Annotated in this window: 20 protein-coding genes and 1 pseudogene; 13 read left to right on the top strand and 8 right to left on the bottom strand. The window is 54.7% G+C overall.

Annotated elements, in window-relative coordinates; translation table 11 throughout:
- Entirely contained in the window at positions 1–537 is a 537-nt protein-coding gene (locus VW41_16740) for a prephenate dehydrogenase (GenBank protein ID AJZ90553.1), read from the bottom strand.
- A gap of 35 nt (positions 538–572) precedes the next feature.
- Between VW41_16740 and VW41_16735 the strand changes: the two genes are divergently transcribed.
- The 4 genes from VW41_16735 (at position 573) to VW41_16720 (ending at position 4,260) form a co-directional block, all read left to right on the top strand.
- Positions 573–950 carry a hypothetical protein gene (locus VW41_16735; GenBank protein ID AJZ90552.1) on the top strand — a complete coding sequence of 126 codons (378 nt, stop codon included), beginning with the start codon at positions 573–575 and terminating at the stop codon, positions 948–950.
- 151 nt (positions 951–1,101) lie between these two features.
- Positions 1,102–1,653 carry an adenine phosphoribosyltransferase gene (locus VW41_16730; protein ID AJZ90551.1) on the top strand — a complete coding sequence of 184 codons (552 nt, stop codon included), beginning with the start codon at positions 1,102–1,104 and terminating at the stop codon, positions 1,651–1,653.
- 261 nt (positions 1,654–1,914) lie between these two features.
- Entirely contained in the window at positions 1,915–3,843 is a 1,929-nt protein-coding gene (locus tag VW41_16725) for a DNA polymerase III subunits gamma and tau (protein AJZ90550.1), read from the top strand.
- Positions 3,844–3,930: 87 nt separating this feature from the next.
- Positions 3,931–4,260: a hypothetical protein gene (locus tag VW41_16720; protein ID AJZ90549.1), complete on the top strand. Its 330-nt coding sequence runs from the start codon at positions 3,931–3,933 to the stop codon at positions 4,258–4,260.
- 37 nt (positions 4,261–4,297) lie between these two features.
- Here the strand turns inward: VW41_16720 and VW41_16715 are convergent, their stop codons facing one another.
- Positions 4,298–5,206, bottom strand: coding sequence for a LysR family transcriptional regulator (locus tag VW41_16715; protein ID AJZ90548.1), 909 nt, complete (start codon positions 5,204–5,206; stop codon positions 4,298–4,300).
- A 108-nt stretch (positions 5,207–5,314) separates the two neighbouring features.
- Here VW41_16715 and VW41_16710 point away from each other — a divergent pair, with 108 nt between their 5' ends.
- From VW41_16710 to VW41_16700, 3 genes are all read left to right on the top strand, one after another.
- On the top strand, positions 5,315–6,184 hold the full coding sequence (locus VW41_16710; protein ID AJZ90547.1) for a quercetin 2,3-dioxygenase: 870 nt from the start codon (positions 5,315–5,317) through the stop codon (positions 6,182–6,184).
- 103 nt (positions 6,185–6,287) lie between these two features.
- Positions 6,288–6,893: a recombination protein RecR gene (gene recR / locus VW41_16705; GenBank protein ID AJZ90546.1), complete on the top strand. Its 606-nt coding sequence runs from the start codon at positions 6,288–6,290 to the stop codon at positions 6,891–6,893.
- Between the two features lie 109 nt (positions 6,894–7,002).
- Positions 7,003–8,877: a heat shock protein 90 gene (locus VW41_16700; GenBank protein ID AJZ92009.1), complete on the top strand. Its 1,875-nt coding sequence runs from the start codon at positions 7,003–7,005 to the stop codon at positions 8,875–8,877.
- A gap of 58 nt (positions 8,878–8,935) precedes the next feature.
- Here VW41_16700 and VW41_16695 read toward each other — a convergent pair whose 3' ends face one another.
- From VW41_16695 to VW41_16680, 4 genes are all read right to left on the bottom strand, one after another.
- Positions 8,936–9,244 carry a hypothetical protein gene (locus VW41_16695; protein ID AJZ90545.1) on the bottom strand — a complete coding sequence of 103 codons (309 nt, stop codon included), beginning with the start codon at positions 9,242–9,244 and terminating at the stop codon, positions 8,936–8,938.
- A 156-nt stretch (positions 9,245–9,400) separates the two neighbouring features.
- Positions 9,401–9,751 carry a hypothetical protein gene (locus VW41_16690; GenBank protein AJZ90544.1) on the bottom strand — a complete coding sequence of 117 codons (351 nt, stop codon included), beginning with the start codon at positions 9,749–9,751 and terminating at the stop codon, positions 9,401–9,403.
- Positions 9,748–9,963, bottom strand: a complete 216-nt coding sequence (locus VW41_16685) for a hypothetical protein (GenBank protein AJZ90543.1) — start codon at positions 9,961–9,963, stop codon at positions 9,748–9,750. The genes VW41_16690 and VW41_16685 overlap by 4 nt, the downstream gene beginning before the upstream one ends.
- A gap of 9 nt (positions 9,964–9,972) precedes the next feature.
- Positions 9,973–10,560 (bottom strand): hypothetical protein, encoded by a 588-nt coding sequence (locus VW41_16680; protein AJZ90542.1) that lies wholly within the window; start codon positions 10,558–10,560, stop codon positions 9,973–9,975.
- A gap of 307 nt (positions 10,561–10,867) precedes the next feature.
- On the opposite strand from VW41_16680, the gene adk reads away from it, so the two are divergent.
- The 5 genes and pseudogenes from adk (at position 10,868) to VW41_16655 (ending at position 15,679) form a co-directional block, all read left to right on the top strand.
- Entirely contained in the window at positions 10,868–11,512 is a 645-nt protein-coding gene (adk, locus tag VW41_16675; GenBank protein ID AJZ90541.1) for an adenylate kinase, read from the top strand.
- A gap of 134 nt (positions 11,513–11,646) precedes the next feature.
- Positions 11,647–12,612 (top strand): ferrochelatase, encoded by a 966-nt coding sequence (locus VW41_16670; GenBank protein ID AJZ90540.1) that lies wholly within the window; start codon positions 11,647–11,649, stop codon positions 12,610–12,612.
- Between the two features lie 59 nt (positions 12,613–12,671).
- The gene (locus VW41_16665; protein ID AJZ90539.1) at positions 12,672–13,976 is read left to right on the top strand and encodes a guanosine kinase; all 1,305 of its coding nucleotides are present in this window, start codon (positions 12,672–12,674) and stop codon (positions 13,974–13,976) included.
- A gap of 143 nt (positions 13,977–14,119) precedes the next feature.
- Positions 14,120–14,368, top strand: a complete 249-nt coding sequence (locus tag VW41_16660; GenBank protein AJZ90538.1) for an XRE family transcriptional regulator — start codon at positions 14,120–14,122, stop codon at positions 14,366–14,368.
- Positions 14,369–15,679: pseudogene (locus VW41_16655) on the top strand (serine/threonine protein kinase).
- Between the two features lie 37 nt (positions 15,680–15,716).
- Here VW41_16655 and VW41_16650 read toward each other — a convergent pair.
- Together VW41_16650 and VW41_16645 are read right to left on the bottom strand one after the other, a co-directional pair.
- A complete protein-coding gene (locus VW41_16650; protein ID AJZ90537.1) occupies positions 15,717–17,393 on the bottom strand; it encodes a cation:proton antiport protein in 1,677 nt (558 codons plus the stop codon).
- 217 nt (positions 17,394–17,610) lie between these two features.
- Positions 17,611–18,828, bottom strand: a complete 1,218-nt coding sequence (locus VW41_16645; GenBank protein ID AJZ90536.1) for a Fosmidomycin resistance protein — start codon at positions 18,826–18,828, stop codon at positions 17,611–17,613.
- 188 nt (positions 18,829–19,016) lie between these two features.
- On the opposite strand from VW41_16645, the gene ushA reads away from it, so the two are divergent.
- Positions 19,017–20,669, top strand: a complete 1,653-nt coding sequence (gene ushA / locus VW41_16640; protein AJZ90535.1) for a 5'-nucleotidase — start codon at positions 19,017–19,019, stop codon at positions 20,667–20,669.

Genomic DNA, 20,669 nt, shown 5'->3' with positions numbered 1-20,669 from the left:
TTAACTCAGCCCGCGCTCACGTCTTTCAATAGCTTTTTCTATGCGAGTCAGCGCCTGACGGCAGCGCTGCAGGCGGCCTTCCAGCGCGGCCAGTTCACGCTGAAGCTTTTGCTGGCCGGCGAGCGTGGTTTGCAGTGAAAGCTGACTTTCGCGATCGCTCACCATCGCCAGCAGCCTGCGTTCGTAATCCTGATGGGTGGCCAGCTTTTCGTACAAGTTTTCCTGCACCTTTTGCGGCGGCTCGCTTTGACGTAAATGTGCGGTGGCTAATTCCCGCTGCAGCGCGGCAATCTGCGCCACCAGCTTTTCGGCGATAAATGCCACCTGGTCCGTTTTACCGTGGCTGACGCTGAGCTGAAGCTGGGCGAGATTAGCCTGAGCTTCATGGAGATAATCTTTCAGCTGCGTGCTATGGGTATGGAAGAGCTTGCGGTCGAAGCGCGCCTGGCCTGCCCGAAGGAGGGCGACCGGCTCAACGGCGGCGGCCAGCTCGGCGACCCGAGTTTCCAGGGCTTGTAACAGCGAAGCGGTTTTCACAAAATGGCTCTCCAGGGATTGTCAGAGGTTACAGCATGAAGCGTCTTATTCTACTCATCATCGGCTGGCTGGCGGTAGTGCTTGCGACGCTGGGCGTGATATTACCGCTGTTGCCGACCACGCCTTTTTTGCTGCTGGCCGCGTGGTGTTTCGCCCGTTCATCGCCGCGTTTTCACCACTGGCTGCTCTACCGTTCATGGTTTGGCAGCTATCTGCGGCACTGGCAAATGCACCGCGCGATGCCCCGCGGATCTAAGCCAAAAGCTATCCTGTTTATTCTCGTCACCTTCGCGATTTCGCTGTGGCTGGTGAAGATAGTGTGGGTTAGAATTTTGCTGCTGGTGATACTTTGTGCGCTGCTGATCTTTATGTGGCGCATTCCGGTGGTTGATGAAGCACAACAAAAGCGATAAACCGCAGCAGAAGCTGTTGCAATTGTCGCGTCCAGCCAGTAAATTCGAGCGTTTTCGAGCACGGGTACAGCTGGTTAACCGTTAACCAGTGGTTCACATTTGAACCCACAGGTACTCTGTTTAGTATCATGTTTTTAGCAGGCATAAACCGATGACCGCGACTGCGCAGCAGCTTGAATATCTCAAAAACAGCATTAAAAGCGTTCCTGATTACCCAAAACCAGGAATTCTGTTCCGTGACGTGACCAGCTTGCTGGAAGATCCGAAAGCATATGCCACCAGCATTGCGCTGTTAGTTTCTCGTTTCAAAGACGCCGGGATCACCAAAGTGGTGGGTACCGAAGCGCGTGGCTTCCTGTTTGGCGCCCCGGTTGCGCTGGAGCTGGGCGTTGGGTTCATCCCGGTGCGTAAACCACGGAAACTGCCGCGTGAAACCATCGCCGAAAGCTACGAGCTGGAATACGGCACCGACAGCCTTGAAATCCACGTAGATGCCATCAAACCGGGCGATAAAGTGCTGGTGGTGGACGATCTGCTGGCAACCGGCGGCACCATTGAAGCGACGGTGAAACTGATTCGTCGTCTCGGCGGTGAAGTGACCGATGCCGCTTTCGTTATCAACCTGTTTGACCTTGGCGGCGAGCAGCGCCTGGAAAACATGGGCGTGAAAAGCTTCTGCCTTGTGCCTTTCCCGGGCCACTAAGTTCACCTCTATTGCCATACAGTGACAAGCCTCGCTCGCCTATCGAGCCGGGCTTTCGTTCAGAGACAAACGCCCAAAAAACGTGGTTTTTAGGCGTTGGGGCAAGTTAAAAGTTCATATCCTTTGTCTTTTTAAAGCGAAGAGAATGCTTTTAAAGCGCCAATCTACAGTCAGATATCACAGGCCTCGCCCATCGGGCGGGGCTTATGTTAGCATTACCCCCTCGATTCACCTTTCCCGCGAACCAGAGCCTAACTCCAGATGAGCTACCAGGTCTTAGCCCGCAAATGGCGCCCACAAACTTTTGCTGATGTTGTCGGCCAGCAACACGTACTGACCGCGCTGGCTAATGGTTTGTCGCTGGGCCGCATCCACCATGCGTACCTTTTTTCCGGCACCCGAGGTGTGGGGAAAACCTCAATCGCTCGTCTGCTGGCGAAAGGACTGAATTGTGAAACCGGTATTACCGCAACCCCGTGTGGCGTCTGCGATAACTGCCGTGAAATAGAACAGGGCCGCTTTGTCGACCTGATTGAGATAGACGCCGCCTCGCGCACCAAAGTAGAAGATACCCGCGATCTGCTGGACAACGTGCAGTACGCCCCCGCGCGTGGCCGCTTTAAAGTCTACCTTATCGACGAAGTACACATGCTCTCGCGCCACAGCTTTAACGCGCTGCTTAAGACGCTGGAAGAGCCGCCTCCGCACGTAAAATTCCTGCTGGCCACCACCGATCCGCAAAAGCTGCCGGTGACCATTCTTTCCCGCTGCCTGCAATTCCACCTGAAAGCGCTGGATGTCGAACAGATCCGCCATCAGTTGGAGCACATTCTTGGTGAAGAAAAGGTCGTGAGCGAACCCCGAGCGCTGCAGCTGTTAGCCCGCGCGGCGGACGGCAGCCTGCGCGATGCGCTAAGCCTGACCGACCAGGCGATTGCCAGCGGCGACGGGCAGGTTACCACTGCGGCAGTCAGTGCGATGCTTGGCACCCTTGATGATGACCAGGCGCTGTCGCTAATTGAAGCTGTCGTTCAGGCCGACGGCCAGCGCGTAATGGCGTTGTTGAACGACGCGGCCTCGCGTGGCGTGGAGTGGGAAGCGCTGTTGGTAGAAATGTCCGCCCTGCTGCACCGCGTGGCGATGGTGCAGCTTTCTCCGTCTGCCCTTGGCAGCGATATGGCGGCCATCGAACAGCGTATGCGCGAGCTTGCCCGCGTTGTTCCGCCTGCCGACGTGCAGCTTTATTACCAGACGCTGTTGATTGGCCGCAAAGAGCTGCCGTGGGCGCCGGATCGCCGAATGGGCGTAGAAATGACGCTGCTGCGCGCGCTGGCTTTCCATCCGCGCAAGCCGCTGCCTGAGCCGGAAGTGCCCCGCCAGGCGGCAAGCATTCCGGTGGTGAATCCGGTTTCGCACCCGCCAGCAGCAAGGCCGCAGCAGGCGGCCCCGCCGCCGGACAGGGAAGCCCCTCCGCTGCCGGACGCCACCAGCCAAATCCTTCAGGCGCGCAGCCAACTGATGCGCCAGCAGGAGGCTGATAAAGCAAAAAAGAATGAGCCGGCAGCGCAACGACTAGCGCGGCCGGCAAAAAGCTCCGCGCTGGAACGTTTGGCCTCGGTGACCGAACGCGTTCAGGCGCGCCCTGCGCCATCGGCGCTGGAAAAACCGGCGAAGCCTGAAGCTTATCGCTGGAAGGCACAAAATCCGACGGAAGTCGCCCCTGAGCCGGTAGCTACGCCCAAGGCGCTGAAAAAAGCGCTCGAGCATGAAAAAACGCCAGAGCTGGCGCAGAAACTGGCCGAAGAGGCTATTGAGCGCGACGAATGGGCGGCGGAAATCAATCAACTGGTGCTGCCAAAACTGGTGCAACAGCTGGCGCTTAACGCCTGGAAAGAGGTGGACGGCAATCGGGTTTGTCTGCATTTGCGTCCGGGTCAGCGTCACCTGAATTCGCCCTCGGCGCAAAAAACGCTGTCAGATGCCATGAGTTCGCGCCATGGCGAAGCGATAGAACTGACTATTATTGAAGATGAGAATCTGGCGCGCCGCACGCCGCTTGAGTGGCGTCAGGCTATCTACGAAGAGAAGCTGGCACAGGCGCGCGAGGCGATGAGCAACGACAGCAATATTCAGACTCTGCAAAGGTTCTTTGATGCAGAGCTGGATGAAGATAGTATTCGCCCTGTTTGATATGCCTCGTTTTGCGCGGCATAGTGTGAAACCCTGATAGCCACTCTCGCATTCTGCGAGGGCTGGCCCGATGAAAGAGAGAAGATTATGTTTGGAAAAGGCGGTCTGGGTAACCTGATGAAGCAGGCCCAGCAGATGCAGGAAAAAATGGCCCAGGCTCAGGAAGAAATCGCCAACATGGAAGTCACCGGCGAGTCCGGCGCGGGCCTGGTGAAAGTGACCATCAACGGGGCACACAACTGCCGCCGTGTCGAAATCGACCCAAGCCTGATGGAAGACGACAAAGAGATGGTTGAAGACCTGGTTGCCGCAGCCTTCAACGATGCCGCTCGCCGTATCGGTGAAGCGCAGAAAGAAAAAATGGCCGGCGTCTCCAGCGGTATGCAGCTGCCACCGGGCTTTAAAATGCCATTCTGATGCTTTCCCGCCTTCTCCCTCCCGGGAGAAGGCCGTTTTACTCCTCTTCGTCCAGCGCCTGATAGCTCTCCGCCAGAAAATCAATCAACGCCCGCACCGCCGGTAATTGCCCTCGCCGTGAAGGGAAGACCACATGCACAATCTCCATTCTGGCTCGCCATTCAGGCAGAACGTGAACCAGCTTTCCCAGCGCCAGCGCGTCATTAAGCATTAGCTTCGGGAGCTGCACGACGCCAATACCGTTAAGCGCCGCGGTGCGCAGGGCTATCATATCCGTCGTAACAAAACGGGGCCTGTGGTGAACGATCACTTCTTGCTGTTCGGGGCCAAACAGACACCAGCGGTAGGTTTGCTGCGGCTTGTCCAGCGCCAGGCTTGGCCAGTGAGCAAGATCTGTGGGGGCCCCAGGCATACCCTGGCGGGCGACCAGGTCCGGGCTGGCAACCAGACACATGCTGCGGGTGGCCAGCTTGCGCATCACCAGATCGCTGTCTTCCAGCGGTAAAGGCCGCACGCGAATTGCCAGATCAACGTTTTCGTTCAGCACATCCACGCGGCGGTTGGTTTCCTCGAGCTGAATAACAATCTGCGGATAAAGGCGCATAAAGCGCGCCAGCATATCGCCCACATGGACATGCAGCAGCGCTATCGGGCAGGTGAGGCGGATCAGCCCTCTCGGCTCTGACTTTAGCGTGTCGATGGCTTCCTGCGCCGCTTCAGCTTCGATCATCATCGCTTTGCAGTGGCGGTAGAAGATCTGCCCGGCTTCGGTCACCGTGAAGCTGCGAGTCGAGCGCTGCAGCAGGCGGGTTTCAAGCCGTTCTTCCAGCAGCGCAATGCGGCGGCTCAGGCGGGATTTTGGAATACCGACAACCCGGCTGGCGGGTGAAAAACCACCATTGTCCACCACCTGCACGAAGTACCACAGGTCGTTCAAGTCCTGCATTTGTATTGTCCTGTTTATGGAACACTGAGTCTACTTTAGCACTCTACCGGGCTGAGCGTCTGACGGGTAAGCTTTATCCCATCAGAAACATCCCTTTTGGAGAGGATCATGAAATCAATTCTTGGCGTTTATACCGCACCGGCTTCCCACTGGGTGGGGGATGGTTTCCCGGTTCGTTCGCTGTTTTCGTACTCAAAATTTGCCGAGCAGCTTAGCCCGTTCCTGCTGCTGGACTATGCGGGTCCGGCGGAATTTAAGCCGAGCAATAAAGGCCAGCGCGGCGTGGATCAGCACCCGCATCGCGGCTTTGAAACCGTCACCATCGTCTACAAAGGCGAAGTCGCCCACCGCGATAATGCAGGCAACGGCGGCGTTATTGGCCCGGGGGACGTGCAGTGGATGACCGCCGGGAGCGGGATCCTGCATGAGGAATATCATTCTCCTGCATTTAGCGAAGCGGGCGGCAGCCTGGAGATGGTACAGCTGTGGGTCAACCTGCCTGCAAAAGACAAAATGACCGCGCCTGGCTACCAGCCGATTACCGACGCTGATATTCCGGTGGCCGATTTGCCGGACAATGCCGGTAAGGTTCGGGTGATTGCCGGTGAGTTTAACGGGACCAAAGGCCCGGCCCGGACTTTCTCGCCTATGAGCATCTGGGATATGCGTCTGACCCCGCAGGGCGTCACTCAGCTGGCGGTGAAAGACGGCTGGAACACGGCGCTGGTTGTGCTGAAAGGCACGGTACTGGTCAACGGTGAAGAGGTGGCGCGCGAAGCGCAGCTGGTGGTGCTGGATGCTAAAGGCGACAGCGTGACCCTTGAGGCCAATAATGACGCGGTGGTTCTGCTGCTTAGCGGCGAGCCTCTGAATGAGCCGGTGGTTGGTCACGGCCCGTTCGTGATGAACACCAAAGAGGAAATTCATCAGGCCATCGATGATTTTAATCAGGGCCGTTTCGGCAAAGACATCGCGTAAACTTTTCCCCCGGCGAGCCATCGTGCGGGGGATATCTTTTCCTATACCCATCCGCAGGGCTAATGTTAGGCTATAGCCCACTTTTTTCTCACAAGCCCGAGCGATGCAAACCAGTCCTTTACTCTCAGCCCTTATGGAATCCCTGCGCTGCCTGCCCGGCGTTGGCCCGAAATCTGCCCAGCGTATGGCGTTTGCCCTGCTGCAGCGCGACCGCAGCGGCGGTATGCGTCTGGCTCAGGCGCTGACCCGCGCCATGTCCGAGATTGGCCACTGTGCGGATTGCCGTACCTTCACCGAGCAGGAAGTTTGCTCCATTTGCTCCAACCCACGTCGCCAGGAAAACGGCCAGATTTGCGTGGTGGAAAGCCCGGCGGATATTCACGCCATCGAGCAAACCGGCCAGTTCTCAGGCCGCTATTTTGTGCTGATGGGGCACCTGTCGCCGCTGGACGGCATCGGCCCGAACGACATCGGGCTCGATCGCCTTGAACACCGTCTTGCCAGCGAGCCGATGAAAGAAGTTATTCTCGCCACCAACCCAACGGTGGAGGGCGAGGCTACGGCGAACTACATTGCCGAACTCTGTGCCCAGTACGGCGTTGAAGCCAGCCGTATCGCTCACGGTGTTCCGGTGGGCGGCGAGCTGGAAATGGTGGATGGCACCACGCTCTCGCACTCGCTGGTCGGCCGCCATAAGATTAATTTTTAATCGTCCGGAGGAGGTTTTTGCCTCCTCCGCTTGAAAAGGCACAAATCGCTACCATATCCCCCTCAACGCTTTCTTCATCCCGTATGATTTTGTTGAGGTATCAATGACCATGAAAGGACAAGAGACCCGCGGTTTTCAGTCAGAGGTAAAACAGCTTCTGCACCTGATGATCCACTCTCTGTATTCAAACAAAGAAATCTTCCTGCGTGAGCTGATCTCCAACGCCTCCGATGCGGCAGACAAGCTGCGCTTCCGCGCCCTGTCTAATGCCAGCCTTTACGAAGGTGACGGTGAACTGCGCGTTCGTGTCTCTTTTGATAAAGATAATCGCACCCTGACCATCGCCGATAACGGCATCGGGATGACCCGCGATGAAGTTATCGAGCATCTGGGCACCATTGCTAAATCCGGTACCAAGGCTTTCCTCGAGTCTATGGGCTCTGACCAGGCTAAAGACAGCCAGCTGATTGGCCAGTTCGGCGTAGGCTTCTACTCCGCGTTTATCGTGGCGGACAAAGTCACCGTTCGCACCCGCGCCGCCGGTGCCAGTGCAGAGCAGGGCGTGTTTTGGGAATCTGAAGGCGCGGGTGAATACACCGTGGCCGACATCGAGAAAGCCGATCGCGGCACCGAAATCACGCTGCACCTGCGTGAAGGTGAAGATGAGTTCCTGGACGACTGGCGCGTTCGTTCCATCATCAGCAAATATTCTGACCATATCGCTCTGCCGGTTGAGATTGAACAGCAAGAAGAAAAAGACGGTGAAACCATCGTTAGCTGGGAAAAAATCAACAAAGCTCAGGCGCTGTGGACCCGCAGCAAATCAGAAGTCAGCGACGACGAATACAAAGAGTTCTACAAGCACATCGCCCACGACTTTACCGACCCTATTTCCTGGAGTCACAACCGCGTGGAAGGTAAGCAGGAGTACACCAGCCTGCTGTACATCCCTTCCCAGGCACCGTGGGATATGTGGAACCGTGACCACAAGCATGGGCTGAAACTCTACGTACAGCGCGTGTTTATCATGGACGATGCCGAGCAGTTCATGCCGAACTACCTGCGCTTCGTCCGCGGCCTGATAGATTCTAACGATCTGCCGCTGAACGTGTCCCGTGAAATCCTGCAGGACAGCCGAGTGACCCAGAACCTGCGTAGCGCGCTGACCAAACGCGTGCTGCAGATGCTGGACAAACTGGCGAAAGACGACGCCGAGAAGTACCAGACCTTCTGGAAAAACTTTGGCCTCGTGCTGAAAGAGGGCCCGGCGGAGGATAACGCGAACCAGGAAGCTATCGCTAAACTGCTGCGCTTCGCGACCACGCACAACGACTCCTCCGCACAGACCGTGTCGCTGGAAGAGTATGTCTCCCGCATGAAAGAAGGCCAGGAGAAGATTTACTACATCACCGCAGACAGCTACGCGGCGGCGAAGAGCAGCCCGCACCTGGAATTGCTGCGTAAGAAAGGCATCGAAGTTCTGCTGCTTTCCGATCGCATCGACGAATGGATGATGAGCTACCTGACCGAATTCGACGGCAAAGCGTTCCAGTCAGTCAGCAAGACCGACGAGTCGCTGGATAAACTGACGGACGAAGAGACCGAAGAAGCGAAAGAAGCCGAGAAAGCCCTGGAGCCGTTTGTGGATCGCGTGAAAACCCTGCTGGGCGAGCGCGTGAAGGAAGTACGTCTTACTCACCGCCTGACAGATACGCCGGCGATCGTGACCACCGACAGCAACGACATGAGCACCCAGATGGCGAAATTGTTTGCCGCTGCGGGCCAGGAAGTGCCGGAAGTGAAATACATCTTCGAGCTTAACCCTGAGCATGCGCTGGTGAAACGCGCGGCGGACACGCAGGATGACGCGCAGTTCGGCGAGTGGGTTGAACTGCTGCTTGACCAGGCGCTGTTAGCCGAACGCGGTCAACTGGAAGATCCTAACCAGTTCATCCGCCGCATGAACCAGCTGCTGGTTTCTTAAGTCGGGTTGACTATCTGACAAAAACCACCTGCCTCGGCAGGTGGTTTTTTTGTTGGGATTAAAGCCCGACGCTTATGCGTACCCCGGTTCCGGAGTGCTCAAAATCATAAGTCGACCACGGGTCGGTTTGTGCCCGTCGGCTAAGAGGATCGGCTTTCCCGAACATGTCCGGCAAATGTTTATTTTCGCTCGAACCCACGCATACCTTGCCGTAGCAAAGCTTATTATCCTGAGTGGAAAACGGTGAATCACTGCTTGTTAATCCGGAAATATCTGCCGCCATCAGCGGGGTTGATATTAAAAAGATTGAGAGAATGAGTCGGATTAATTTGCGTAACAGGGTGGTGAACATGAATACTCCAGGCATAATGTGTCTCCATAAATAATTATTAACAGTCCTTTCCCGAAGCGATCGGGAATGCCTTTGCTCACGAATGACAGGCAGGGGGGCTCCCCCGAAGAGTGAACGGTGTAAGCGGATTATTATGATTTTAAATTTAATTCAGCGGCCTGCGCTCGCAGGCTAGTACCACTGCAGTTTGCTTTCCCAGCCTTTAAGTTCCATACACTGATAAAACAGGCTATCCCGGCTGTCGTGATTGACATCCATGACGTAGCTTTCAATCTCTGGTCTTTTCACTGCCTTTGTTTTCTCCCCCCCGCAGTCCTCTTTTTTACCGCATGTCTCGTAATATGTGGTGTACTTGGTTCGCTGCGCTACCTCATTTCTCACCGGGTATTTCTGCTCGGCCTGAGTCTCACAGCTGGCTCTGGCGGTGGTGTATTCCTCGGCATTGCCGCGCGTTTTTACCCACTGTGAAGCACAACCACTCAACAGCACACAACACATCAGGATTGGGGTAAATTTGTTCATGACTCGTGCTCTTCCTCATAGCGAAATAGATCTCCTGGTTGACAGTCCAGCGCCTTACAAAGCCGCTCAACGGTATCGAGCTTGATGCCTTTAATTTTGCCATTTTTCATCAATGACAAATTGGCTTCGGTAATATCAATGGCGGCGGCCAGTTCCTTTGAACGTATTTTTCTTTTGGCCATCATGACATCAAGCGTAATTACAATTGCCACATAAAAACCTTAAATGTAGAGCGCGTTTTCTTCGTGGATCTTAATGGATTCGCGAATCATCCAGGCGAAAGCACAGAGAATGATTCCAACGACCACTTCATAAACGCCGTTAGTTGAGAGCCCCAGAGAGAAGACAAATATTTTTTCCCCTGATGGCAAATCCAGTGACACAGCCAGGCTCTGCAATGTCCAGCTCAGCTGGTACACAAAGGGACTGACGATGTTCAGTATACCTGCCGCCCACAACAGCTTGAAGTTGCGTGCGGTCCAGAGCTCATTTCGCGATAAGCGCAGGAAAAAGAGACCGGTGAGAAGCCAAACCAGCGCGGTGATGAGAATCGGCAGCAGGTTAAGCAGAAACAGCAGGGCGACAGGAAGGGTTGAAAGTTTAAAGCCCGGGTCGGCCAGCAGCGGTTGGCTGTCCGAAAGCGCCTGTAGGATCCCGTTCAGCAAAACCTCGCGGTGAAAGAGCCACATGTAGAGTTCGCCCACGGCGTAGGCAAGGCACAGCCCCCAGGCAAGTATCGCCGTACTCTTGCCGACATAGCTAAGGCGAGTCAATGAACGTTGCTGATGTTTGGCGGTGGGTTGTTTCATATTTAGTTGTCCTTAACAAAATGAGATTTCCTGCATAGTATGTCAGCTAAAATTATCGCAATACAATAATTTTTTTCTGTTGTAAGTAAAGTTATTGCCGTTGCTGTCCTTTGAACTGGAGGGGGGAAGGTTTGTAGCTGAAGCGATTCTGAAGCACAGAACGAGTGAAAAATCGTCCGTAATGAGCAGGGCAAATCGGCCTGACAGGACCGCCATCCCAGCCGTTTCCTTGTGATGATACCGCCTTTAGTGGTATGGTTTTCGCCTCAAATTCGATTGAATAATTAAATGTATGGGGAATTACGCAATGCGTATCATTCTGCTCGGCGCGCCGGGCGCAGGTAAAGGGACTCAGGCTCAGTTCATCATGGAGAAATACGGTATTCCGCAAATCTCCACCGGTGATATGCTGCGTGCCGCGGTCAAATCTGGTTCAGAACTGGGTAAACAGGCCAAAGACATCATGGATGCTGGCAAGCTGGTGACCGATGAACTGGTTATCGCCCTGGTTAAAGAGCGCATTGCGCAGGAAGACTGCCGTAACGGTTTCCTGCTGGACGGTTTTCCACGCACTATCCCGCAGGCAGATGCCATGAAAGAAGCGGGTATCAAGGTTGACTTCGTGCTGGAGTTCGACGTACCGGACGAACTGATCGTTGACCGTATCGTTGGTCGCCGTGTACACGCTGCTTCCGGCCGCGTTTACCACATCAAATTCAACCCGCCTAAGGTTGAAGGTAAAGACGACGTGACCGGCGAAGAGCTGACCACCCGTAAAGACGATCAGGAAGAAACCGTGCGTAAGCGCCTGGTGGAATACCATCAGATGACCGCGCCGCTGATCGGCTACTACTCTAAAGAAGCGCAGGCGGGTAACACCCAATACGCTAAAGTTGACGGCACCCAGGCCGTGGCTGACGTTCGCGCAGAGCTGGAAAAAATCCTCGGATAATTTCCCGTAGCGATAATAAATACCAGGGCATGCCCTGGTATTTTTTTGCCCATATTTTCCCCTTTCACTGTAATCGGTTCTCGTTTCACTCTTTTACGTTACAATTGACGGCAATTTATAGATAAGGGGTGGGAATGAATCAGGAAAAAATTGGCATCTTACTGGCTAACCTTGGTACGCCGAGCGCCCCGACGCCGGCGGCGGTCAACCGCTATCTTCGTCAGTTCCTGAGCGATAAGCGCGTGGTGGATACGCCCCGCCTGCTGTGGTGGCCACTGCTGCGCGGCGTCATTTTGCCGCTGCGTTCACCGCGGGTGGCCAAACTCTATCAGTCCATCTGGATGGAAGAAGGCTCGCCTTTGATGGTGTACAGCCGTCGGCAGGAAAAAGCGCTGGCACAGCAGCTGCCGGATACGCCGGTTGCGCTGGGGATGAGCTACGGCGAACCATCGCTGAAAAGCGCCGTGGACGATCTTCTGGCGCAGAACGTGACGCACATCGTGGTGCTGCCGCTTTATCCTCAGTTTTCCTGCTCAACCGTTGCGGCGGTATGGGACGAGCTGGGGCGGATCTTTGCCGATTATCGCAGCCTGCCTTCTATCTCCCTGATTCGCGACTACGCGACAGAGCCTGCGTATATCAACGCGCTGGCGGCCTCAGTCAAACGCTCTTTTGCCGAACACGGTGAGCCGGACGTGCTGCTGCTGTCCTATCACGGTATTCCGCAGCGCTACGCCAATGAAGGTGATGATTACCCGCAGCGCTGCCGCGACACCACTCGCGAGCTGCTGAGTGCCCTTGAACTGCCGCCGGAAAAGGTGATGATGACGTACCAGTCGCGTTTTGGCCGCGAACCGTGGCTGATGCCGTACACCGACGAAACGTTGAAAATGCTGGCCGAAAAGGGCGTGAAGCACATTCAGGTGATGTGTCCGGGCTTCTCCGCTGACTGCCTGGAAACGCTGGAAGAGATGGCGGTGCAGAACCGGGAAGTGTTTATCGAAGCGGGCGGCACAAAATACGAGTACATTCCTGCGCTGAACGACGATCCGGCCCATATCGCGATGATGATGAGTCTGGTAGAGCGGTATCGCAAATAGAATCCTGAGGCGGGGAATGCTACTATTCTCCGCCTCATTATCCAGCCCGTAACGACACCATGAAATTTCCCGGTAAACGCAAATCCAAACACTACTTCCCCGTCAGCGCCCGTGACCCGCTCTTACAGCAAACTCAGCCTGAAACCGAAAGCGGTTCCTCCTGGGTGGTCGGCATCGATCAAACGCTGGTGGATATTGAAGCCAAAGTGGACGATGAATTTGTACGGCGCTACGGGCTGAGTTTTGGTCATTCTCTGGTGATTGAGGATGATGTGGCCGATGCGCTCTACAAAGAACTGGCCGATAACAACCTGATTACCCACCAGTTTGCCGGGGGCACCATCGGCAATACTATGCACAATTACTCGGTGCTGGCCGATGACCGCTCGGTGCTGCTCGGCGTGATGTGCCGTAATGTCGAGATCGGCAGCTACGCCTACCGCTACCTCTGCAATACCTCCAGCCGGACCGATCTTAACTATTTGCAGGGCGTGGACGGCCCGATTGGCCGCTGCTTTACGCTGATTGGTGACCAGGGGGAGCGTACTTTTGCCATCAGCCCGGGCCACATGAACCAGCTGCGTGCAGAAAGCATTCCGGAAGAGGTGATTGCCGGGGCGTCCGCCCTGGTGTTGACCTCTTATCTGGTGCGCTGCAAGCCGGGCGAGCCGATGCCGGATGCCACCATGCAGGCCATTGCCTGGGCGAAGAAACACAACGTGCCGGTGGTGCTGACCCTGGGCACTAAATACGTGATTGCCGAGAACCCGGCCTGGTGGCAGGCCTTCCTGAGCGAGCATGTTTCCATCCTGGCGATGAATGAAGAAGAAGGTGAAGCCTTAACCGGTGAAAGCGATCCGCTGCTGGCCGCCGACAAGGCGCTGGACTGGGTTGATCTGGTGCTTTGTACTGCCGGGCCGGTAGGCCTTTATATGGCTGGCTATACCGAAGAAACCGCGAAGCGCAAAACCCAGCATCCACTTCTGCCAGGCGCGATTGCCGAATTCAACCAGTTTGAATTTAGCCGCGCGATGCGCCTGAAAGACTGCGCTGAACCGCTGCGAATCTACTCCCACATCGCGCCATACATGGGCGGCCCGGAGAAGATCATGAACACCAACGGCGCAGGGGACGGGGCGCTTGCTGCGCTGCTGCACGATATCACCGCAAACAATTACCACCGCAGTAACGTGCCTAACTCCAGCAAGCATAAGCTGACCTGGCTGACATATTCCTCGCTGGCCCAGGTGTGCAAATATGCTAACCGCGTAAGCTATCAGGTATTAAATCAGCATTCTCCACGACTGACGCGCGGCCTGCCCGAGCGGGAAGACAGCCTCGAAGAGTCTTACTGGGAACGTTGATTTTTGCGTAAGATGTTATCGAAAGCCGGAAGCATAGCTTCCGGCTTTTTTATACGCTAGTGCGGGTAAAACTGATTTTATACGCTAGTGCCGGTAAGGTTTATTTTACACGCTAGTGCCGGTAAAAATCAGTGAGGTACATAATGAAAATTACTTCCCCCGAACAATTGGCTATTTTCCTGAAGGACGCTCGCAAACAGGGAAAACAAACACAGGCGTCGGTGGCAGAGAAAGTCGGTTTACGCCAGGATACTGTCTCAAAATTTGAGAACAACCCAGCCAAAACTCAAATTGATACGTTATTTAAAATACTATCGTCTATGAATATGGAATTTCATATTGAGACGAAATCCAGCCAGGGGAGCTCTGAAGTCTGGAAAGAGGAGTGGTAAATGAAATGTTTATCTGTGTATATGAATGGGTATCTGGTGGGGCAATTAGTACAAGAGAATAGCGGTTCTAATATTTTCCAGTAAGATCCTCAGTGGGTTAAGACGCCAGGCGCGCGTCCAATATCACTTTCCATGCCGTTACGCATAGCAGAATATACAGGTGAAGTCGTTTTTAACTTTTTCGACAATTTGCTGCCGGATAATCGTGAAATTCGCGAGCGGATCGCCAGTCGTTATCAGACTGGTTCTCTGCAGCCCTTCGACTTACTTTATGAAGTGGGCCGTGACTGTGTCGGGGCATTAATATTACAGCCACCGGAAGATGCCATTCAGGACATAGAACAGATAAACAGTGAAACGCTTGATGCGGAAAAGCTGGACGCCATTCTGATGGGTTATTTAAATCCTTCCCGACATCTTCAGCAAGAAATGTATGATTTTCGTATTTCAATCGCGGGTGCACAGGAAAAGACGGCACTGCTGCGTTATCAGAACGATTGGCAATTGCCTAAAGGCATCACTCCCACCACCCACATATTTAAGTTACCTGTTGGCGAAATTCAGGGGCACAGTTTTACGCTGGATCTTCTTGATAGCGTGGAGAATGAATGGCTTTGCATGCAACTGGCAGGGTTGTATGGTCTGAAAGTTCCAACATGCGAAATCATCACAACCCGTAATATTAAGGCGCTGGCCGTGGAGCGTTTCGATCGCCGTTTTGTGGATAATAATCGCTGGATTGCCCGTCTTCCACAGGAAGATATTTGCCAGGCTTTAGGCTTTCCATCGACGAAAAAATATGAAAGCGACGGCGGGCCAGGCATTGAATCTATTATGAAATTTCTGCTGGGTTCAGATAATGCGGAGCAGGATCGAGATAATTTTATGCGCAGTCATATTCTTTTCTGGCTGCTGGCGGCAAGTGATGGTCATGCCAAAAACTATTCTGTTGCGATTATGCCCGGTGGTGGGTATAGCCTGACGCCGCTATATGACATTATGTCCTGTTATCCACTTATTGGCGGGCGTGGGCTTGCGAAGCAGGATATAAAAATGGCGATGTCTCTGGCATCCACTGACAAAGGCAGAAAATATGAGTGGGATACTATTTTTCCCCGCAACTTTCTTGCTACGGCTAAAAAATGTGGTTTTAGTGAAGCGAGAATGTCGGCGCTTATCGACGAGTTTTATCAAAAAACGCCAGCAGTTCTGAGTAAAGCAAGAGCATTATTGCCAAAAAACTTTCCAAAGCCTATCAGCGATGCCATCTTCAATGGTTTGGAAAACGCCGCCCGACGACTGGCATTATAGAGAACAGGGTGGCGTGATATCGCCACCCTGATATTGATTAACCTGTCACTACTTCCTGTGCCACCGGCGGCACCAGCAGCCCCAGCATGGTATTGGCAATCTCCCTTTCTCCCATGACGACCTGATTAGCCCCACGCTCGGTGATGTAATCCACTTCGTCGTCGTAGTGCGCGCGGGCGATGATTTCGATATCCGGGCATTTTGCTCTGGCCATCGCGACGATTTCACCCGCCTCGTAGCCGTTAGGGATAGTCAGCAGCAGCCAGCGGGCGCAGTCCAGATGCGCCAGATTCATGATCTCTTCGTTAGCGGCATTGCCCAGCACGGCGCGGATACCGCGCTCGCGCAGGTCGTCAACGCGGCTGCGGGAGGTTTCAATCACGACCAATGGTATGCCTTCGGCAAGCAGCTTTTCGCCAAGCAGGCTGCCGACGCGGCCATAGCCGACCAGCAGCGCGTGGTTGCAGATATCCACCGGGATTTGCTTCTCTTCCTCGATAGCCTCTTCCAGCGTCTGCTCGTCCAGGGTTTCTGTTTTCTCAAGGTAGCGCTCAAGGATGGCAAACAGAATCGGGTTCAGCATAATCGACAGGATTGCGCCCGCCAGCACCAGATTTTGCCCGGTTTGTGGCAGCAGGTTGAGCGCCATGCCGAGGCCGGCCAGGATAAAGGCGAACTCACCGATTTGCGCGAGGCTGGTGGCGATGGTCAGCGCGGTACGCTGGGAGTGGCCAAACATGCGCACCAGCAGGAACGCGGCCAGCGATTTACCGAAGATGATGATGGCCAGCGTGCCCAGCACCGCCAGCGGTTCCTGAATCAGAATCAGCGGATCAAACAGCATGCCGACGGAAACAAAGAACAGCACTGCAAAGGCGTCTCGCAGCGGCAACGTGTCGTGCGCCGCGCGGTGGCTCAGCTCGGACTCATTCAACACCATACCGGCAAAGAAGGCGCCCAGCGCAAAGGAGACGTCAAATAATTCAACCGCGCCAAAGGCGATACCCAGCGCCAGCGCCAGCACGGAGAGGGTGAACAGTTCACGGGAGCCTGTCGCTGCGCTACGTGCCAGAATCCACGGCACCAGGCGGCGGCCAACCAGCATCATCAGAGCGATAAACGCCGCGACCTTCCCGATGGTGATTGCCATATCCAGGCTGAGGGAAACCAGCCCGACGTTGCCTTTTTCCATCATGCCGGCGACGGCGGGCAGCAGCACCAGGGTAAGCACCATCACCAGATCTTCGACAATCAGCCAGCCGATGGCAATTTGCCCTCGCTGGGTATCAATTAGCTGCCTTTCTTCAAGGGCGCGCAGCAGCACGACGGTACTTGCCGTCGACAAACAAAGCCCGAAGACGATACCGGTCATCAACGACCAGCCCATCAGCCAGGAGAGCGCCATGCCCAGCAGCGTCGCGACGCCAATCTGCGCGATTGCACCGGGGATGGCGATGGCCTTTACCGCCATCAAATCCTTCAATGAAAAATGCAGCCCGACGCCGAACATCAGCAGAATCACGCCTAATTCCGCCAGCTCAGGGGCAAGTTTGGTATCAGCAACAAAACCTGGAGTGAAAGGTCCAGCCAGCACGCCAGCTAATAAATAGCCCACCAGCGGAGATATGCGCAGCTTGTTAGCCAGCATACCCAGTAAAAAAGCGAGCACGAGACCACCAACAATGGTGGTGATAAGCGGTGTGGCGTGATGCATTCCGTCTCCTTTGGTTGGCCGATGTTCCAAAACGTTCTGTTACACAGTTTATGACAATTTCTTTATCGACGTTTATGAATAATTGTTGAATTTTTAATAAAAAACGCATTTCGATAAAAAAAACGTCCTGAGTAGCATTTAAGTCAGTTATGTGGGGTGACAACCAGAAGGATATGGCGACAGGAGGCGGCCAAAGCAATACTTTGGCCGCTAAAATCTACGCTTTGTGGCGATTATCGGGCAGGAATATTGTCATAATGCCGAGTAACGGCAGGAAGGCACATATTTTGTAGACCAACTCGATGCTTGTATGGTCAGCAATTAACCCGAGCACGGCGGCGCCAAGGCCACCCATCCCAAAGGCAAATCCGAAAAAGAGCCCTGAAACCATACCGATACGGCCAGGAAGTAGCTCCTGGGCATACACCAGGATAGCCGAGAAAGCGGAGGCCAAAATAAAGCCAATGATGACCGTCAGGACGCCCGTCCAGTAAAGTGATGCGTAGGGTAAAACAAGCGTAAATGGCGCAACGCCGAGGATAGAGCCCCAAATCACGTATTTTCTGCCAATTTTATCCCCCACGGGACCGCCGATCACCGTCCCCGCCGCGACGGCAAACAGGAAGGCGAACAGGTGGAACTGGGCATTTTGTACGGATAATCCGAATTTTTGCATCAGGTAGAAGGTGAAGTAGCTGCTGATGCTCGCCATATAGAAGTATTTAGAGAAGATCAGCAGCAGCAAAATAGAGACCGCCAGAATAACTTTGTTGCGCGGCAGTGGGTTGACCACCGGCGCGGCAGGGCGGCTTTTTGCGATTTTATGCTGAGCGGCGTACCAGCGGCTAATTTGTAGCAGAACCACGATAGCCAGCAGGGCTGCGAGCACGAACCAGGCCACGTTACCTTTGCCGTAAGGCGCGATAATAATCGCTGCCAGCAATGGCCCGAGAGAACTGCCGAAGTTGCCGCCTACCTGGAAGAGCGACTGCGCAAGCCCGTGGCGGCCACCGGATGCCATACGCGCCACGCGCGAGGACTCAGGGTGGAATACTGACGAGCCGGTGCCTACCAGCGCCGCTGCTACCAGCACTGCGGGGAAGCTGCCCGCCAGCGCCAGCAGCACCAGCCCGCAAAGGGTAAAGCACATGCCTACCGGCAGCGACCACGGCATCGGGTATTTATCGGTGTAGTAGCCCACCAGCGGCTGCAGCAACGATGAAGAGAGCTGGAAGGTCAGGGTTATCATCCCGATTTGCATAAAGCTCAGGGAAAACTCGGCCTGTAGCAGCGGGTAGATAGCCAGAATCAGCGACTGAATCATGTCGTTGAGCAGGTGGGAGAGGCTTATAGCGCCGAGGATCCCAAATGCGGTGCGCGCTTTTTTTTGCTCCGGGGGCGTGCCCGGCTGGGTGAGGGTTTGAGAGCTTGCCATAATTACCTGTACGAACGGTTATTGTTTTTAGAGCGGGCGACGCAGGAAATCGTCCGGAAGAAATTCTTACCCTGCTAACATACTCGCGCAGGGGATTTGAAGAAAGTCGCATTTCGGAAAAGATAGCTGTCTATCCTGATGGCTATCTGTTATTTCTGCGCAGTTACATTTTGACATGGAGATTTGCAATGCGGTTTGCTGCTAAAACAATAACCACGGCGCTGCTGGTGGCATTGAGTTTAACCAGCGCTTCAGCGCTGGCCTGGGAAAAAGACAAGACCTATAAAATTACCATTCTTCACACTAACGATCATCACGGCCACTTCTGGCGCAACGAGTACTCGGAGTACGGCCTGGCGGCGCAAAAAACGCTGGTCGACAGCGTGCGTAAAGAGGTCGCAGCCGAGGGCGGCAGCGTGTTATTGCTGTCAGGCGGTGATATCAACACCGGCGTGCCGGAATCCGACCTGCAGGATGCAGAACCGGACTTTCGCGGCATGAGCCTGATTGGCTATGACGCCATGGCCGTCGGTAACCATGAGTTCGACAACCCGCTATCCGTGCTGCGTCAGCAGGAAAAATGGGCGAAGTTCCCGCTGCTGTCCGCCAACATTTATCAAAAAAGCACCGGCGAGCGCCTGTTTAAGCCCTACGCGATTTTTAAACCTCAGGGTATCAAAGTGGCGGTTATCGGTCTGACCACTGACGACACGGCCAAAATCGGTAACCCGGAATATTTCACCGATATCGAATTCCGTAAGCCTGCGGATGAAGCCAAACTGGTGATTCAGGAACTGCAGGGCACCGAAAAACCTGACGTGATTATTGCCGCGACCCATATGGGCCACTACGACGACGGCAACCACGGCTCAAATGCGCCGGGGGATGTCGAAATGGCAAGAAGCCTGCCTGCCGGGGCGCTGACGATGATTGTGGGTGGTCACTCACAGGATCCGGTCTGCATGGCGCAGGAAAATCAGAAGCAGAAAGATTATGTGCCGGGCACGCCTTGCGCGCCGGACAGGCAAAACGGCACCTGGATTGTGCAGGCGCATGAGTGGGGGAAATACGTCGGACGGGCGGACTTTGAGTTCCGCAACGGCGAGATGAAACTGGTGCACTATCAGTTGATCCCGATTAACCTGAAAAAGAAAATCACCTACGACAACGGGCAAAGTGAGCGCGTACTTTACACGCCAGAAATCGCTGAAAATCAGCAGATGCTCTCCCTGCTGACGCCGTTCCAGAACAAAGGCCAGGCCGCGCTGAAGGTGAAAGTGGGCAGCGTGAACGGGTATCTGGAAGGAGACCGCAGCAAAGTACGCTTTGTGCAGACTAACCTGGCGCGCGTATTGCTGGCGGCACAGATGGCGCGAACCAACGCGGACTTTGCGGTAATGAGCGGCGGCGGCGTGCGTGATTCCATCGAAGCCGGGAATATTACCTATAAAGATGTGCTAAAGGTGCAGCCGTTCGGTAATACCGTGGTTTATATCGACATGAACGGCAAAGACGTTGAGGAATACCTGACGGCGGTGGCGCAGAAAACCCCGGACTCTGGCGCTTACCCGCAGTTCTCTAACGTCAGCTTCACCTCAACCGGCGGCAAGCTGAGCAACCTGAAAATCAAAGACCAGCCGATTGATCCGGCCAAAACCTACCGCATGGCCACGCTGAGCTTCAACGGCACCGGCGGCGACGGTTACCCGGAAATCGATAAAAAGCCGGGGTACGTCAACACCGGTTTTGTGGATGCGGAAGTCCTGAAACAGTACATCGAACAGAACTCCCCGCTGGACGTAAATGCTTACCAACCTAAGGGCGAGGTAAGCTGGAACTAA

The sequence above is a fragment of the Klebsiella michiganensis genome (assembly GCA_000963575.1).
In the GTDB taxonomy this organism is placed as follows: domain Bacteria; phylum Pseudomonadota; class Gammaproteobacteria; order Enterobacterales; family Enterobacteriaceae; genus Cedecea; species Cedecea michiganensis_A.
The sequence above is the reverse complement of the archived record's forward strand: the minus strand, read 5'-3'. Positions and strand labels throughout refer to the sequence as shown.

Coding starts and splice junctions, on each gene's coding strand:
- VW41_16735 (AJZ90552.1), top strand. CDS start 573: ATGAAGCGTCTTATTCTACTCATCATCGGCTGGCTGGCGGTAGTGCTT.
- VW41_16730 (AJZ90551.1), top strand. CDS start 1,102: ATGACCGCGACTGCGCAGCAGCTTGAATATCTCAAAAACAGCATTAAA.
- VW41_16725 (AJZ90550.1), top strand. CDS start 1,915: ATGAGCTACCAGGTCTTAGCCCGCAAATGGCGCCCACAAACTTTTGCT.
- VW41_16720 (AJZ90549.1), top strand. CDS start 3,931: ATGTTTGGAAAAGGCGGTCTGGGTAACCTGATGAAGCAGGCCCAGCAG.
- VW41_16715 (AJZ90548.1), bottom strand. CDS start 5,206: ATGCAGGACTTGAACGACCTGTGGTACTTCGTGCAGGTGGTGGACAAT.
- VW41_16710 (AJZ90547.1), top strand. CDS start 5,315: ATGAAATCAATTCTTGGCGTTTATACCGCACCGGCTTCCCACTGGGTG.
- recR (AJZ90546.1), top strand. CDS start 6,288: ATGCAAACCAGTCCTTTACTCTCAGCCCTTATGGAATCCCTGCGCTGC.
- VW41_16700 (AJZ92009.1), top strand. CDS start 7,003: ATGAAAGGACAAGAGACCCGCGGTTTTCAGTCAGAGGTAAAACAGCTT.
- VW41_16695 (AJZ90545.1), bottom strand. CDS start 9,244: ATGCCTGGAGTATTCATGTTCACCACCCTGTTACGCAAATTAATCCGA.
- VW41_16690 (AJZ90544.1), bottom strand. CDS start 9,751: ATGAACAAATTTACCCCAATCCTGATGTGTTGTGTGCTGTTGAGTGGT.
- VW41_16680 (AJZ90542.1), bottom strand. CDS start 10,560: ATGAAACAACCCACCGCCAAACATCAGCAACGTTCATTGACTCGCCTT.
- adk (AJZ90541.1), top strand. CDS start 10,868: ATGCGTATCATTCTGCTCGGCGCGCCGGGCGCAGGTAAAGGGACTCAG.
- VW41_16670 (AJZ90540.1), top strand. CDS start 11,647: ATGAATCAGGAAAAAATTGGCATCTTACTGGCTAACCTTGGTACGCCG.
- VW41_16665 (AJZ90539.1), top strand. CDS start 12,672: ATGAAATTTCCCGGTAAACGCAAATCCAAACACTACTTCCCCGTCAGC.
- VW41_16660 (AJZ90538.1), top strand. CDS start 14,120: ATGAAAATTACTTCCCCCGAACAATTGGCTATTTTCCTGAAGGACGCT.
- VW41_16650 (AJZ90537.1), bottom strand. CDS start 17,393: ATGCATCACGCCACACCGCTTATCACCACCATTGTTGGTGGTCTCGTG.
- VW41_16645 (AJZ90536.1), bottom strand. CDS start 18,828: ATGGCAAGCTCTCAAACCCTCACCCAGCCGGGCACGCCCCCGGAGCAA.
- ushA (AJZ90535.1), top strand. CDS start 19,017: ATGCGGTTTGCTGCTAAAACAATAACCACGGCGCTGCTGGTGGCATTG.